The sequence below is a fragment of the Candidatus Doolittlea endobia genome (assembly GCF_900039485.1).
Classification (GTDB): domain Bacteria; phylum Pseudomonadota; class Gammaproteobacteria; order Enterobacterales; family Enterobacteriaceae; genus Doolittlea; species Doolittlea endobia.
This window is the reverse complement of the sequence record NZ_LN999833.1, coordinates 91,660-107,442: the sequence shown is the minus strand read 5'-3', so window position 1 is coordinate 107,442 and position 15,783 is coordinate 91,660. Positions and strand designations below refer to the sequence as shown.

General features: G+C 44.3%; 11 protein-coding genes and 2 pseudogenes. 2 read left to right on the top strand and 11 right to left on the bottom strand.

The genetic code is table 11. The features are described from left to right. Positions 1–347 precede the first annotated feature (347 nt). From phoQ to mreB, 9 genes and pseudogenes are all read right to left on the bottom strand, one after another. A complete protein-coding gene (phoQ, locus tag A4A68_RS00415) occupies positions 348–1,814 on the bottom strand; it encodes a two-component system sensor histidine kinase PhoQ (protein WP_067565297.1) in 1,467 nt (488 codons plus the stop codon). A gap of 5 nt (positions 1,815–1,819) precedes the next feature. Further along, positions 1,820–2,491, bottom strand: coding sequence for a two-component system response regulator PhoP (gene phoP, locus A4A68_RS00410; protein ID WP_067565294.1), 672 nt, complete (start codon positions 2,489–2,491; stop codon positions 1,820–1,822). Positions 2,492–2,645: 154 nt separating this feature from the next. Continuing rightward, positions 2,646–3,900 (bottom strand): annotated as a pseudogene (locus A4A68_RS00405) (lyase family protein). A gap of 19 nt (positions 3,901–3,919) precedes the next feature. Then, positions 3,920–4,549, bottom strand: coding sequence for a high frequency lysogenization protein HflD (gene hflD / locus A4A68_RS00400; RefSeq protein WP_067566490.1), 630 nt, complete (start codon positions 4,547–4,549; stop codon positions 3,920–3,922). Between the two features lie 107 nt (positions 4,550–4,656). Next, the gene (gene mnmA / locus A4A68_RS00395) at positions 4,657–5,766 is read right to left on the bottom strand and encodes a tRNA 2-thiouridine(34) synthase MnmA (RefSeq protein ID WP_067566487.1); all 1,110 of its coding nucleotides are present in this window, start codon (positions 5,764–5,766) and stop codon (positions 4,657–4,659) included. Between the two features lie 469 nt (positions 5,767–6,235). Continuing rightward, positions 6,236–8,047 (bottom strand): translational GTPase TypA, encoded by a 1,812-nt coding sequence (gene typA, locus A4A68_RS00390; RefSeq protein WP_067565291.1) that lies wholly within the window; start codon positions 8,045–8,047, stop codon positions 6,236–6,238. An 885-nt stretch (positions 8,048–8,932) separates the two neighbouring features. After that, complete coding sequence (gene mreD / locus A4A68_RS00385) at positions 8,933–9,421, bottom strand: rod shape-determining protein MreD (protein WP_067565288.1); 489 nt, start codon at positions 9,419–9,421, stop codon at positions 8,933–8,935. Continuing rightward, the gene (mreC, locus tag A4A68_RS00380) at positions 9,418–10,482 is read right to left on the bottom strand and encodes a rod shape-determining protein MreC (RefSeq protein WP_082800136.1); all 1,065 of its coding nucleotides are present in this window, start codon (positions 10,480–10,482) and stop codon (positions 9,418–9,420) included. The genes mreD and mreC overlap by 4 nt, the downstream gene beginning before the upstream one ends. Positions 10,483–10,574: 92 nt before the next feature. Next, the gene (gene mreB / locus A4A68_RS00375; protein ID WP_067565285.1) at positions 10,575–11,618 is read right to left on the bottom strand and encodes a rod shape-determining protein MreB; all 1,044 of its coding nucleotides are present in this window, start codon (positions 11,616–11,618) and stop codon (positions 10,575–10,577) included. 1,008 nt (positions 11,619–12,626) lie between these two features. Between mreB and rpmB the strand changes: the two genes are divergently transcribed. Further along, positions 12,627–12,863 (top strand): 50S ribosomal protein L28, encoded by a 237-nt coding sequence (gene rpmB, locus A4A68_RS00370; protein WP_067565282.1) that lies wholly within the window; start codon positions 12,627–12,629, stop codon positions 12,861–12,863. A 16-nt stretch (positions 12,864–12,879) separates the two neighbouring features. Beyond that, the gene (gene rpmG / locus A4A68_RS00365) at positions 12,880–13,047 is read left to right on the top strand and encodes a 50S ribosomal protein L33 (protein WP_067565279.1); all 168 of its coding nucleotides are present in this window, start codon (positions 12,880–12,882) and stop codon (positions 13,045–13,047) included. A 793-nt stretch (positions 13,048–13,840) separates the two neighbouring features. On the opposite strand, the gene bamC is transcribed toward rpmG, so the two are convergent. Both bamC and A4A68_RS00355 read right to left on the bottom strand, forming a co-directional pair. Next, positions 13,841–14,188 carry an outer membrane protein assembly factor BamC gene (gene bamC, locus A4A68_RS03830; RefSeq protein ID WP_067565275.1) on the bottom strand — a complete coding sequence of 116 codons (348 nt, stop codon included), beginning with the start codon at positions 14,186–14,188 and terminating at the stop codon, positions 13,841–13,843. A 236-nt stretch (positions 14,189–14,424) separates the two neighbouring features. Beyond that, positions 14,425–15,187: pseudogene (locus A4A68_RS00355) on the bottom strand (dihydrodipicolinate synthase family protein). Between the last annotated feature and the right edge of the window lie 596 nt (positions 15,188–15,783).

Sequence of the window (15,783 nt, the reverse complement as noted above, 5' to 3'; positions counted from 1 at the left end):
ACAGTTTACGATTTGTCAAATGATTGCGATAAATTCACGAGATCAGTTGTGTTTTCTAGAAACCTTTTACCAACTTAGCACTAGATCATATCTAAAGCCTTTTACCAATCAGGCAAAAGATTACACTAAAAGTGATAGCTGGTAAACGGACTATGTCTTACTGCCGCTGCCAGCATATAGCTATTAAACGACTGTCTATCTCCGCTTTCACAGCCAGACGGGCAGTCCATCCGCGGGTCGACGAAATCACGAAACACGCGTTAATAACGACCGGAAGCATCTGACAGTATTGTACTCAAGCTAATAATTCGTGGTACGTTAAACGTGATGAGGCGAAGTGAACGTCTTCAATCACTTTCAAGCTGCAGTTCCTGCTTCTTGAAGATGACTTCGAGCAAAGCCCCACCGAGGGTGCTTTCGCCAATCACGATGTCACCGTCGTATTGCGCAAGAATTTCCGCCGACACAGAAAGGCCCAAGCCTTGACCTGGCCGCAGCGTATCGGCGCGCTGACCGCGTTGAAAAATAAGCGTGCGTTTGGATTCAAGGATGCCGTGGCCATCATCTTCGATTATTATATGTAATGCGCATTCTCTTTCGCAGGCGCTGACTTCAACAAATTCCAGGCAATACTTACAGGCGTTGTCCAAAATATTACCTATAACTTCTATAAAGTCGTTTTTTTCGCCAATAAACGTCAGCTCTGGTGAAATGTCTAGTGACAGGGAAACACCTTTACGTTGATACACCTTGTTCAGAGAAGAACATAAACTATCAAGCAGTGGTGGTACAGAATGCAGTTCACGGTTTAGCGCATTATTATCCGAATGAACGATGGAACGATGCAGATAATAGCCTATCTGTTGGGAAATCCGACTGATTTGTTCCAGCATAATCGGCTCAACCATTTCAATATTGGTGTCGCGATCAGTACGCAGGGAGCGTAGCGTGGTTTGTAGCACTGCCAGAGGCGTTTTTAAGCTATGGGTAAAATCAGATAGGGTCGAGCGGTACTTCAAATAGCGCTGACGTTCATTATTTAGTAAAACATTTAAGTTACACACTAAATTATCCAGTTCACGCGGCAGATTTTCGTCAAAGCATTCTCGCTCGCCTACTTTTAATTCGCGCACCTGCTGCACTAAATCTTTAATAGGGCGCAAGCTCCAATGCGTCGCCAGCCATAGCAGCGGCACTACTAGGAACAGATTGGTAAAGAAAACATAGCTACACCATTTCCATATAAGATCGGTTCGTTGCAGTTCATTAGGCATGGTGTCGACGGCCACAATAGTCAACGGAGGAAGATGGCCGGTAGGCGGATAACGGTTGACCGCCACGGAGTGAGTCAAAGCATTGCCGTCGCTGCAGTTAAGTTCTTTTAGCCGAACCTGGGCGTTTGGGTTAGCTTTTACCATCGCTTGACTAGTACGCATATCAATATCTAACTCAAAATAACCGGTTTTGTCTAGCCAATCTTGCTGTAGGCGTGATTCCAGCGCCGGTATATAACGTTGGCGCCAGAGAATATGGCCATTTTCATCATAAATCAGCACTAGAACGGCAAAATTGATGTCGATATTCTGCGGTATAGCTATCGACAGCTTGTTATTTTTCCACTGCGCCAGACTAAAAAAAAGATTACTTTTACCGCGTAGCAGGCGAAATGATATTTTTTCAAAATTGACGTTATAGCCAATGACAGCTGCCATGCCATAGCATAGAGAGACCGTTAACACTACGCAGGCTGCCGCTAGCAAGAATCTGACGTGCAGAGAAAACGGTTTGTTGTGGCGTAAAGAAAACGGCCTCATAGAAGTTAGTTCACATCAAAACGGTAGCCCTGACTGCGCACTGTGGTAATCACTTCATGCGAGTAATTGGCCTGCATTTTTTTCCTCAGACGACCCATCAATACGTCAATAGTGTGACTCTCACGCAATTCAGCGTCAGGATACAATTGCAGCATCAGCGAATCTTTGCTGACAACTTTACCGGCGTTACGTATCAGTGTCTCAATAATGGTATACTCAAATGCGGTCAGCTTAATATTAACTTTGTTAATCATGAGCTCACGTCGTGAAAGATCAATGAGGAAAGGCGGAAGTGTGATAATTTGCGAAGCAAGACCGCTGTTGCGGCGCATTAACGCCTGCATACGTGCTATTACTTCTTCCAAATGAAAGGGTTTGATGACATAGTCATCAGCGCCGGCTTCCAACACCATAACTTTATTCTGCCAACCTTCGCGGGCAGTAAGTACCAATAGAGGGATTTTCACCTGATGGCTGCGCCAGCGGCGAACAAGATTAAGCCCATCCTCATCGGGAAGGCCTAAATCGACAATGGCGACATCTGGTGGGTGTTCATTTAGGAAATAGTCCGCTTCTCGGGCGTCCGCAGCAGCATCTACCTGGTGTCCCATTTCACGCATCTGTACTGTTAGATGATGACGAAGAAGAGAATTATCTTCTATGACCAGAATTCGCATCGAAGCTCCTAATAAATTTACCCTTAACGGATTAGGCGACGTCATTGTCTTATTAAACGGTTATCTTCCTGACTGGGAAGAAATATTTTACCGGATAAGAGCATCCCGATAGAGAAACAACTAAAGTCTGGTGCGCATGTTCTTTTTCTTAGACTTATTTTAATTCGTCAACTATTGTCATGGCGCGGCCGATATAATTATCTGACGTCAGTGTTTTTCGCCGTACTTTTCGGCTTCCACGTATAACCTCAGCCTCAAGAGGCTTACTGCAAGCTTAGTTTTTTTTGAACTTTTCGTATGGTTTTCAATTCCGTATTGACCCATGACCATCTTGGGTCTAGCAAAGACTTCTTAGTTATTGTCCAATTCTGTCAATAAATGAGCTTAATTCCAGTTTACTGATTCCTTTTAAGGTAGATTGGTATGCGATAGAGCTTATAACTCATCCCAACACCTAAATTGCACAGCAAAGTTGAATTGGTCAAATCCTATTGCCAGTGCGAAATAGGTAATTTCGACGTTAGATGATGTATTACCACATTCGCCAATCCAAGATTTCCTTCCGCGTTTTCGAAATCGATAGGATTTACTTTATGCAGCATAGTCAAAGAGCCGATTTCGCCGGGACGGTACGCTGTTTAAAATGATTGAGTGCGATATATCCACACTCATCACGTTTAAAATCGATAACAATAGTATTAAATCGCGCAATGCAGTCGAACATTTCGGCAATATAGTCATGTGACCCGATTCGGGTAGCATAGATATTTCAGCCAACGAGCCCAGATGAACGCCTCTATGCTGAACCGATGCCAATTCACTTCAGGACAAGCGACCATATTGGCATTATAACGCCCAACGGCGCCGTTAATTTTACCCAGTATTTCTTACTTGATCCAACTGACGATATTGCTACGTCATACGATAAGCAACATTGCACATTTCCTTACCAAGAGTCGAGAGTGTCGCCGGCCGTGGATGCGCAATAGAAAAGGGACATCACGATAGCGTTCAGCGCGTGAGAAAAATTATTGATGTCTTCGGAAGTGCAAGCAATGGATGAATTCGTTTGTCACTTGCAGTGCCGGTTTCGCAGAAATCTTCTCTTTCAAAAAATATTCTACTGCTTTCATACCATGATTAGCGGCAAGTTCAATGGTTTTGATGCGTTCAGCACCATTTGCGCTGAAGTTTGCAATAACAGTGTCTAGGAAACCGTTTATGTGGTCGTTAAAAAAGGGAACCTCTTTAAGAGCGTCACAGGCAACCAGCTTTTGCAACCACATTATTTCTACTTTCACGCGGAATTTTAGCAAACCGAATTTACTGAAAATTAAGCGTAGCGGACTGACTTTTGCGCCGTATCGGTCGTCTATAGACGAAACAGCAGTTAAGGAGGATAGCTCCATTGCTTTCAATTCCTGGAGATTAAGCATGTAAAAGTATCTTTTTGGCTTCTTTAAACAATCGATTACGGGCAAATAGCAGCTGAAACCTGCCGCCACCAACCTGTTGCCACAGCACGACAGACCGGATACCTGCCAATAGTACGGCGCGTAATTTGTCCTGGATTTGTGTGTTTTGTAATACTGAAGCTGTGCCAGTGACCTGAATACGCGGTCCAAGCGGGCTAATTATGTCCATATAAATGCTGGCCATCACGCTGAAAAACGTGTCTGATAGTAAATCAAAATAGTTTAGCTGACGGTCAAGCGCATCGATTCGGCGACTTAACTCTGCCTGCATGACGCGATTACTTTTCAGTTTGTGTTCAAGTAACATTAGCCCCGAAATATACCGGGTCAGCTCAGCACCTAGTCTCTCTCGCGACGAGGCATTCAGTAAACCTAGCAATGTTTCCAGGCCCATTCGTAGATTAGCCGGGCTATCGCCGTAGACTGCGCACACTGACGGTGGATTCAAGTCAAGCAAGCTCTGGAGAGAAACGCGCAGCGGCGGTTCATCGCAATAACTTTGATGTGCGAGCTGCTGCACCAACCGCGCACTTTGGCACACACCCGCCAGCGCCAGCGTAATGTCGAAATAATTCTTGGTCAAGATAACTCCTGTATCCATCTCTGAAGTTCAGTCAACCAGTTGGGGTCCGATCAAAAGACGCTTGTTTAATCATGCTATAAAAGTGTGTTTGCCATGTTATAGAGCTCTTAATGACTTAAGGGCTGCCTCACTTCTATTGTTCCACCCCCCAAACAGCATTCCTCCAGATAAAACACCGCCGATTGGCCAGGCGTGACGGCGAAGACAGGCTGGTTGAAAGTCACCTGCAAACGTCCGTCCGCCTGTGGCGTTATTAGACAAGCAATATCTGGTTGGCGATAACGGGTTTTTACTGTGCAACACAGAGCTTCTGTAAGCGGTTTCCCTTCGACCCAGTGTAGCTGACCTGCGATAAGACCGGTAGACATTAGTCGTGGATGCAAGTGTCCCTGAGCAACAATCAGCTGATTATGGTTAATATCTTTATCTACTACATACCAGGGATCCTCAGTACAGCCGCGGGTGCCGCCGATGCCCAAGCCTTTACGCTGACCCAGTGTGTGGTACACCAGTCCCTGGTGGTGACCCACCTTTTGGCCGTCAATCGAAACAATTGCTCCCGGCTGCGCCGGCAAGTAGCGGCCTAGGAAATCACGAAACTTTTGCTCGCCAATGAAACAAATACCGGTAGAATCCTTTTTGTCGGCCGTTGCCAGGGCAAGTTCGGTGGCTATGCGACGCACTTCTGATTTCGCTAACTCTCCTATTGGGAATAGGCAGCGCGCAAGCTGCGCGCTTCCTAGCGTATATAAAAAATAACTTTGGTCTTTATTATCATCTAGACCGCGCAGTAGGCGGTTTTTACCAGCTACGTCGACGCGGCGTACATAATGACCAGTGGCAATATAGTCAGCGCCCAAATCGTCAGTGGCGAAGTCTAGAAACGCTTTAAATTTAATTTCCTTATTACATAAAATATCCGGATTGGGAGTGCGGCCTGCTTGGTATTCAGCAAGAAAATGCGAGAAAACATTATCCCAATATTCGGCGGCAAAATTGACGGTATGAAGTGCGATACCTAAGGTATCGCATACCATTTGGGCGTCAGCTAAATCGCTTGATGAGGAGCAATATTCCTTATTATCGTCCTCTTCCCAGTTTTTCATGAACAGTCCCTCCACTCGATAACCATGCTGTTGTAGCAACCAAGCGGATACGGAAGAGTCGACACCGCCGGACATACCGACGATTACTTTTTTTTGAGTGTTATCTGACATATAATTCTCTTGAGTGGGATGATAGCTACGCATTGCGCTACGCAATAAAACCGGCATCGTATGCTATTATGCCTGCCTCCTGACTTCCACCTTCGGTCGGAAAGCACTTTACGCCTAAAGCGTACTCACACCGCTCGTCCGGCTTCGCCGGAATTGTACGCGTTAAAATCACCAGTTACGCTGGGCAGATCCAATCAAACAACAGGCGTTGATGCACGTAACTGATTGGAAAGGGCAATAGAACAGGCACCTACAGGACAGCCGTCGATATTGTTATTTTGCTGGATAGCTGTCGCGCAGGGCAGCAGATTAATGGTCAAAAAAACTGAATAAAGCGTAAGTTCACAGTAAGTGTTGTGAATTCTTTATTAGGCGAACCAATAAGATAATTGCAAACACTTTTTTAAGCGCTACAAAAAGCAGCGGGCTTTTATATTCTGATTTCAGTAACGTTCTGGAGCATCAACCATCACGAGCGATTAGCGCGCTTACGTTCGTTTTCAGTCAGATAACGCTTACGCAAGCGAATGGATTGTGGTGTCACTTCTACCAATTCATCATCATCGATGAATGCTAACGCTTGTTCCAAAGACATTTTGATCGCCGGCACTAGCGTCGTTGCTTCATCGGTACCTGACGCGCGCATGTTGGTCAATTTCTTACCGGTCAAGCAGTTTACAGTTAGATCGTTGGATCGGGTGTGTATACCAATAATCTGGCCCTCGTAAACTTCTGCCCCGTGCCCCAGAAACAGGCGGCCACGATCCTGTAGACTGTATAGAGCGTAGGCTAACGCTTTACCCTGACCGTTGGAAATTAACACGCCGTTCTGGCGCTGGCCGATTGCACCGGGACGTATATTGTCGTAATGACTAAAGGTGGAGTATAACAGACCGGTCCCAGAGGTCATAGTCAAAAAATCGGTACGAAAACCGATCAAACCCCGGCTTGGAATCACGTAATCTAGACGGATGCGCCCTTTGCCGTCTGGCAACATGTCGCGCATCTCGCCCTTACGGCTACCCATAGCTTCCATAACCTGTCCCTGGTGCTGTTCTTCAATATCTAAAGTAACCAATTCAAAAGGTTCCTGTTTAGCGCCATTGATAGTACGGAAAATAACTCTCGGTCGAGAAACGGCAATCTCGAATCCTTCACGACGCATGTTCTCGATAAGCACCGAGAGGTGCAATTCGCCGCGGCCGGAAACGCGAAAAGTATCAGGATCTTCGGTTTCTTCCAACCGTAACGCTACGTTATACACCAACTCTTTATTCAAACGTTCCAAGATTTGACGCGAAGTGATGTATTTCCCTTCTTTACCGCAGAAGGGCGAGGTATTGACGCTAAACAACATAGAGATGGTCGGCTCATCAACAGTCAGAGGAGGTAACGCTTCAATTTGAGTCGGATCGCAGAGGGTGTCGGAGATATTCATCTCGCCCAGCCCGGTGATCGCGATGATATCGCCGGCTTCAGCCAGTTTAGATTCAATGCGTTGTAAGCCTATATGACTCAGAACTTGACCAACTTTACCGTTACGGCATTTACCCCTTCTGTCCACTATGGTCACGGTCTGGCTCGATTTTACCGAGCCGCGCTTGATGCGCCCAACGCCGATAACACCAACATAGCTGTTGTAGTCCAGCTGGGAAATTTGCATCTGGAACGGGCCGTCAACATCGACGTTCGGCGCTTTAACATTTTTCACGATGGATTCAAACAATGGCGTCATATCGTCCGCCATGTTTTTATATTCCAAACCGGCAATGCCCATCAGCGCTGAGGCGTAAACAATCGGGAAATCAAGCTGTTCGTCGGTTGCGCCTAGATTGACGAACAGATCGAAAACCTGATCGACGACCCAATCGGGACGTGAGCCTAGACGGTCGACTTTATTGATAACCACAATAGGTTTTAGGCCATATGCAAATGCTTTCTGTGTCACGAAACGTGTCTGTGGCATTGGCCCATCCATAGCATCGACCAGCAGTAATACCGAGTCAACCATTGACATTATGCGCTCAACTTCCCCGCCGAAGTCGGCATGCCCTGGGGTGTCGACGATATTGATACGGTAATCGTGCCAATTAATAGCGGTATTTTTAGCCAGGATAGTAATTCCACGCTCTTTCTCCAAATCATTGGAGTCCATCACGCGTTCGATTGCACTATTACGGACACCAAGCGTGCCAGATTGTTCTAACAGCTTGTCAACTAAGGTGGTTTTACCATGGTCTACATGTGCGATAATAGCGATGTTACGCAGATTTTCGATCACAACTTTGCCTCAGGTATCAAACACAGCTGGTTATTATACACGGATTAAACGAGTGACTAAATAAGATCTATAGCGCTTATGCCTTCTTACACGCCGCATACCTCTGCCAGGCGTGCAATTCCCTTTCGTTCAGCTATATATACGTCAGTTTAGTAGTGTTAGAACAGTTTAGCAACCTTCAGGAAAAACCTAATTTACAGGCGTCGAAGCAATATCTGATGTTCGATGCCCTTCTATTAACGGCTGAAAAGGAATTAACAGTCTGACATAAGGCTAGGCCCAACACATTTTTCGCTGTCATGGATTCGTTTTATAAATAACTGACGCTTATCATCTCATTCGCATTCTGGTGATCGCCAGTATGAAAGCATACCGTATCGCAATATGTTTCCTAGATCGGACACTACTATATCTTGTGTTCTCCGCACTGTTAATGATCAGACTAGACAGCATGATCAACGGAGTCCGTCTTGTCGATGCCATGAATTAAAACTTCTACGATCTACCGGCGGAAGAAACATGCGCGAACGTCCTAGATCAGAATCACAAGATTCTAATCCAAAGTGTACCGATGATACTATTATGGGTGTTTTACCATCACCACGCTGCGTAAGGAAGAAAACGATTTCATATGCATGATGCCAGTAAAGTTCGAGCTGTATTAAAGAGTTTAACCACCCGCGTGAAAGTATTATCACGTTTGAATCCACATGTACATGGACTGTTGAAAGATTTTGTTGGACTGAATGTAACAAATAAAGCGGTATCACTTGAATTTACGTACTTATAGTAAACGTCTTGCTTGTAAAATTATTTGTGATGCATAATAAGACTATTGTCTAGTATATGACTATACATTACCATCATTAATATGAGTCACAACTGCTACTGCACGGCGAATTTCCGACGTATTTTACGCATCAATAGAAATAGCCATGGCCACAATACGCCATCGATCACGCTGCTCCAGAAAATTTCTGGGCGGAATGAAATATTAATCACCAAAGATTCCGCCAAGAACACGACCACTTTGGTTGTTAATGACAGAAGCGTCACAATCAACGCTTGTTGCCAAAGGATCATGTTGCGAAATAACTGAAATTTGAATACTACAAGATATGCAAGAATACTAAGTGCCAGAGTACACACACCCAGCGTTGAACCAAGTATCAGATCCATGATCAGTCCGAGAGTGAATCCGGTGCCTACATTAACCCGATGTGGCAACGCCATTACCCAGTAAATAAGCAGCAAGTTAAGCCAGGAAGGACGAAAAAGATACAACTGCAATGGCCAAGGCATAATTTGCAAAATAATCGCAATAAAGAATAAAAGCCAAATGATCCAGCCACTGTGGCGGTGATACCGGTTCATTGTCGCTTTTCTACGCCGCTAAACAGCGGCCGAGGAGACGATGGTTTTTGAGTTATGCCGGCGGCATTCTGATGACTATGACTATTATTTATGCTGCACGTGCTTTTGGTTGTTGTGTTGCCTGCAATAGGATGGGAAATACCGCTGGTCTGCGACGACGGCACCTTCAACATCATTTGCATCAGGCGTTCATTAGCCATCCTATGAATCTCATCGTGCGGCAGTGGAATTTCGCCGCGCGGATCAGCGCCCCATAGCAATAGTAGATATCGCAAGTGCTGCAAATCAGCGGTAGATCGAGCCTGAATAACAGTGTAGGCACGCTGAGTATCAACCTGCACTGAAGATACCACCGCTACCGGATACCCTTCCGGAAAGCGGCCACCCAAACCGGAGGTTACTAGTATGTCGCCGACGCGGATATCGGTATTGCCCGGTAAATGCTCCACCTGTAAATCTTCAGTGCAACCATGACCAGAAACGATCACGCGGATATCATTGCGCAGTACCTGAGTTGGTAGTGCATGGGAAGCGTCGCAAATCAATAGTACGCGGCTGGTAAATTTGCTAGTAGCAATCACTTGGCCTACTACACCTTTATCGCTGATAACTGCTTGGCCGATATGAACGCCATTGTTCACTCCCTTGTTGATCACAACCTGATCGCTATAAGGATCGGTATTGGTGGAAATCACCTGGGTAAGCATTTTTTGTTCATCCCGACGCAGCGGCGAACTCAGCAGTTCGCGCAGACGGGCGTTTTCCTGCTTATAGTGGCCCAACAACAGCTGCTCGCTGTTTTTTAGCAGTAACTCCTGGCGTAACGCTCGATTTTCCAAAGCCAGCTGAGCACGAGTAGCTAGCATCTGCGACACACTGTCCAATATCTGACGAGGGCTATTCGCCAGAAAGTAAAAAGGACTAATAGCCGCATCCATATAGGTACGGATCTTCACCAATATCCCAAGCCGACGATCAGCAATAATCGCGGCAACAGCAAGTATTACCGCCAAAAACAGTCGCAGTTGAAGAGACGGGCCTCTGCTGAAAATTGGCTTCATAAACTATATTTTTCCTCAACAAAAAAGGAGGAACCGTTTAAAACTGTTCATTATTTGTATGTATCCAAACGGTTTTCCCTTTTCGAAGCAGGTTATTCTTCGCTGAACAAATCGCCGCCGTGCATATCGATCATCTCCAGTGCTTTTCCCCCGCCGCGGGCGACGCAGGTAAGAGGATCTTCCGCCACTACGACTGGGATGCCGGTTTCTTCCATTAGCAGGCGATCGAGGCTACGCAGCAAAGCACCGCCGCCGGTAAGCACCATACCTCGTTCTGAGATATCGGAGGCTAGCTCCGGCGGACACTGTTCCAGCGCTACTCTCACCGCGCTCACAATACCGGTTAACGGTTCTTGTAACGCTTCTAAAATTTCGTTCGAGTTCAAGATAAAACCACGCGGCACGCCTTCGGCTAGATTGCGACCACGGACTTCAATCTCACGCATTTCGTCATCTGGATAAGCGGAACCAATACTGTGCTTAATCCGCTCCGCTGTGGCTTCACCAATCAGCGAGCCATAATTACGGCGAACATAGCTAATAATAGCTTCGTCGAAACGATCGCCTCCAATGCGAACGGAAGAGGAATATACTACGCCATTAAGCGAAATAACCGCGACTTCAGTGGTGCCACCGCCGATATCCACCACCATCGATCCCGTCGCTTCAGAAACAGGTAGACCGGCGCCGATGGCGGCAGCCATGGGTTCTTCAATCAAAAAAACTTCACGCGCGCCTGCGCCTTGGGCGGATTCACGAATCGCACGGCGCTCTACTTGGGTTGCACCTACCGGAACGCAAACTAGAACACGCGGACTAGGGCGCATAAAACTGTTGCTATGAACCTGTTTGATAAAGTGCTGCAGCATTTTCTCAGTGACGAAAAAATCGGCGATAACGCCATCCTTCATCGGTCGGATGGCTGCAATATTACCAGGCGTGCGCCCCAGCATCTGCTTCGCTTCATAGCCAACAGCTGCAACGCTTTTGGGTGAGCCACCGCGATCCTGCCGAATGGAAACGACAGAAGGTTCGTTCAGAACAATACCCTGTCCTTTAACGTAAATGAGGGTATTGGCGGTACCCAGGTCGATGGACAAGTCATTGGAAAACATGCCACGAAATTTTTTAAGCATAACTTAAGATGAATCCTACGAGCTGAGGCGGAGGATGAAATCCGTCCACTTTATTAACCACGAGAAGCAGCGACAAGACGTAATAACTTCTGTGAAAGTACATCCACGTTAGGGAACTGTCATCACGCGTTAAGGATAGTGAATTAAAATCAATGTTATATGCCTTTATGAAATCTAACCACAAATTTTAGCTAAAATTACGATATAGCAATCTGATGGCAATTATTGTAGAGATTGCAATCAAATTTTCGTTCTATGTTTCTATTTTTGCGTGACGAAGTTGCAACTTGCATTCTTTTATAGTCTCAATCGGACAGCAACTAACCTATAGTTAACTCTTGGAGCAATTGTATTGTCAGCAATAGTATCACAGAGGGTTAAAATTTTTTCTAAGTACTGTACTGTATGTACATTGACGACTAAATGGAATTGCTATTGGTTGTTTTTATAGAGTTATTTGTCATTTTAACCTGTATTATGCAGGTATACATCAATCGTCGACTGTTTCATATTTTCTGCTTAGGTATGTTTGTCAGACATTCACGTTCATATATACCCTTATTTTATCAATAGAGGTATATGCGGCAGAAAATCTTCCCATGAAAAATTGTTCTTAGTCGCGATCAGACAGTATTGATGCTATTGCTAATAAAACTCACTTCTCTACTTTAAGATAATATCTCAGTTTATTGTGATGACAGCTTTAGTATACCAGAACAGATTATATTTCTTGATAACTGTAATTGTCTAATCAATCACAGTTAACACCTGAACCAATGCACCGAACGTAAAGTGACGGCAAAGTTGGGTAAAGCCACTCATTTCTTATGATGATAGACTATTTAATTAGTTAGCGCGGATAAAGTATTTTGGAATCTTTAACCGCACAGAACTTGATAAGTTGCTCGTTAAAGCGCATAATAATCTACTTTATGATAGATTTGGCATAGTATTAGTCCGACGAGGCATCTATCCCATTACCGCTGATTTGATTTTTGGAGAATTGATATGTCTCGAGTCTGTCAAGTTACTGGAAAACGTCCTGTAAGCGGAAACAACCGCTCTCATGCAATGAATGCGACCAAACGTCGTTTTTTGCCTAATCTGCACTCTCACCGTTTTTGGGTTGAAAGCAAAAAACGATTTGTCACGCTTCGCGTATCTGCTAAAGGTATGCATGTAATTGATAAGAAGGGTATCGAAACGGTTTTGGCCAATCTTCGTGTCAGTAAAAGGAAGTATTAAAGTAAGGAATTGAATCGTGGCTAAGAGTGTTCGCGAGAAAATTAAGCTTGTTTCTTCTGCTGGTACTGGTCATTTCTACACCACTACTAAAAACAAGCGTGCCAAACTTGAAAAAATAGAATTAAAAAAATTCGATCCGGTAGTGCGTCAGTATGTAATTTACAAAGAAGCTAAAATCAAATAATTTTGGTATACTGGTAGTGAATATTATCTAAACTCATTACGCCAAGCCAAAGTGGTACAGTAGGGCTCATTGCTTGATCGTGCATAGTGTCTTTTAAGACTCAACGGTTTACTAGAAAACCGGGGCTGCTTACCACATATTCTACATGTACCATCGCCAGTTTTTACCAGGACTTCGTTATCGGAAAAGAAGTCGGGTTGGAATACCGTTCTCGGATAACTAAACTTATTGTTAATTATGCCTTTGCGATCGAATTGCTCAATACGCAGACCATCTAATTTTGACATATCGTCGCGGAACGATAGGGCCAGCAAATCTAGATCATTGACAATGTAAACTGTTTTTTTGCAATACAGCTCAGCTAACTTGCATCTTTATATATTCTAATAGCAATAACGTTTTAATACAGGTATAACTAGATATAGACCTGCTGAATGCCGTCTATAATGCTGTTACTGGTGGTTCTTCTTCGATTAGGTCAAGGGATGCTCTTTCGGATCGGTATACTAGATTGTGCTACGGTTGTCACGCTGCCTTGAAGTTGATAGTCTTCATCGGGAAAAATCATCGTCCTTAGTACAGTCACCCGATACATGGTAGCGCATACCATATACAGCATTGTACGACGATTGCACTCTCAAAAGAGGCAACTGCTTTTATCAATTATCAATGTTACTTCGTACGTTCAAATCGGCGATTTCACCCATGTCGTCGTTAAGCTGTTGCAATATGCTTATATTACTGTTAAATGTTTCAACGGTATAGTGTTATAAAAGCAGAATGAGTTACATCGCTACTGTTTATCTGTATCAATAGGGTCGTGAGTCTTATCAGTGTTTATGCACGTCTTGTCGGTGGAATATTGTGAACGGGAATCGTTCAATAGCGCTGGGGGACAAATATTCAGCTCTTTTCCTACTGCACCATTGTACGGGATAGCGGGAATCTCATAGTTGTCATTATGTAGAGGCAGAATTATGCCGGAAGGACTTCTCAGTGCGCAAAGCAAAGGCGCTTTTAGGTAATCTTGACTTCCTTTTATATGACACTTATGATCCTGTACGCTGGTACAGGCCTCAAGCAGTATGATAATTAACACTACTTTCGTTACTTGCAATTTATATCTAAATAATCTTGTCATACATCGATTCTGATGCTCATGTTTTGGAAAGATAAGTGTCCTAATTATTAACATTGTTAAAAATTATTTCCTACATAATTAATGTATATTTCATTTATAAGATCTTATTGGATTTAATCAATCATTCGGTTAAAAAGCAAATAGAGCGGCACAACTTAAAAGCATTAGATGGTATATGGCGTTATACGCCGCTATCAGTAAATTTAATCAAAAAAAAATAACAACTAACACCTATCTTAAACTCCCCGTAAGAATTCTAGTCTTACTACACGGCGATCCGATGGCGTCATTGCTAGGCGAAGGGTGCAGTCGCTATTACCAATGCCTTATAAGCCCATTCAATCGGTATAGGACTAAGTTGGAAAAGTTTCTGATATAGCGGCATCAAACGTTGATTAAGGAAGTGCGCGTCGGCATGATTACCGACGGTCTCTAGCTGCATCAGCTCCTTCGCAGCAACATTTACTGTCACGGCAATCACCCTTTTACCCGCCAAGTTGAATGAAGTCTAATGCACTCGCGTCATCGCCGCTTAACACCAAGAAATCGTTATTGACTTGTTCTTGAATCTAGCTGACACGACTTTATTTCCCGTTGCTTCCTTAGTCCAGATAGCGTTTTGATATTCGCCAATTGGGTCTAGGCGCAGCATATCGCAGCCGGTATTCGGCTGGCACATTGTACAGAATTTTCGATAAATCATGCTCTCTGTGATAGCCCTAAAATACTGAAGTAACTCTTCCTGACTTGGCTGATTGTAATATGGTGTAACGCTTAGGCAACCTACTACAACACTGTTGTTAAAGTGGCAGATCAATGCGACAACTTTAGAAGTAGAGTTAGTGCCCGTGCCCGCTATAACTTGAATGCGCCAGGCGCTAAATTCTAAGGTCCACATTCCGTGCTCGTTGTAGCTCAAAGCAGACGTTTCGCTAGTCGTTCCCACGGCTACGATTGCTGTAGTATCGCTGACGACATAATAAACGATTAATTATTCAGACTAACCTAGTCGTTGTTGCCTTTGTTGTCCATCGGAGTAACCAGTGCAACTATACTTTCAGTAAACATTAACTATCACTCCACAAACAGATCGTCGATGGTGCTTTTATTACCTATCCAAAAGCAAGTAAACATTAGTTCAGTAGATTCAACGAAATCATCGTGCTGGTATGGTTTTGGGTGATATTTATAAATTGAGCCTTAAAGAGGCTAATCTTGATATTCACATCTCGCACAAAAGCTGCTAAGCCTTAGCAGTAAATGTTTTCAGGAATACCGTTATAAATTACAATCTGCTGGACAGAAAGCAAAATTCACCTTTCTTATATAGACTGTCCTGATATTGTCAGGCAATGTTAAAAACTGCGGCCGTAGTTCGCTTTGCTATGCTAGGCGAGAAATTTGCCTGTATTATCCTACTCTTAGGGGTTGGACATCATTGTCTAAGTAAAATTTACTTTACTGCCATAAGCACAAACTAGATTTATTAATTATAACGAAAGCAACACGGCCGGATGTCGATAGTGATGACGGAGATAACGTCGCAGCGCGACCACTTCTCTCCAAGAAGTGGTGCTACTGTAGATCTATATCAT

Bases quoted from the DNA above. Each gene is read 5' to 3' on its own strand.
- phoQ (WP_067565297.1), bottom strand. From the start codon at position 1,814: ATGAGGCCGTTTTCTTTACGCCACAACAAACCGTTTTCTCTGCACGTC.
- phoP (WP_067565294.1), bottom strand. From the start codon at position 2,491: ATGCGAATTCTGGTCATAGAAGATAATTCTCTTCTTCGTCATCATCTA.
- mnmA (WP_067566487.1), bottom strand. From the start codon at position 5,766: ATGTCAGATAACACTCAAAAAAAAGTAATCGTCGGTATGTCCGGCGGT.
- mreD (WP_067565288.1), bottom strand. From the start codon at position 9,421: ATGAACCGGTATCACCGCCACAGTGGCTGGATCATTTGGCTTTTATTC.
- mreC (WP_082800136.1), bottom strand. From the start codon at position 10,482: ATGAAGCCAATTTTCAGCAGAGGCCCGTCTCTTCAACTGCGACTGTTT.
- mreB (WP_067565285.1), bottom strand. From the start codon at position 11,618: ATGCTTAAAAAATTTCGTGGCATGTTTTCCAATGACTTGTCCATCGAC.
- rpmB (WP_067565282.1), top strand. From the start codon at position 12,627: ATGTCTCGAGTCTGTCAAGTTACTGGAAAACGTCCTGTAAGCGGAAAC.
- bamC (WP_067565275.1), bottom strand. From the start codon at position 14,188: ATGACAAGATTATTTAGATATAAATTGCAAGTAACGAAAGTAGTGTTA.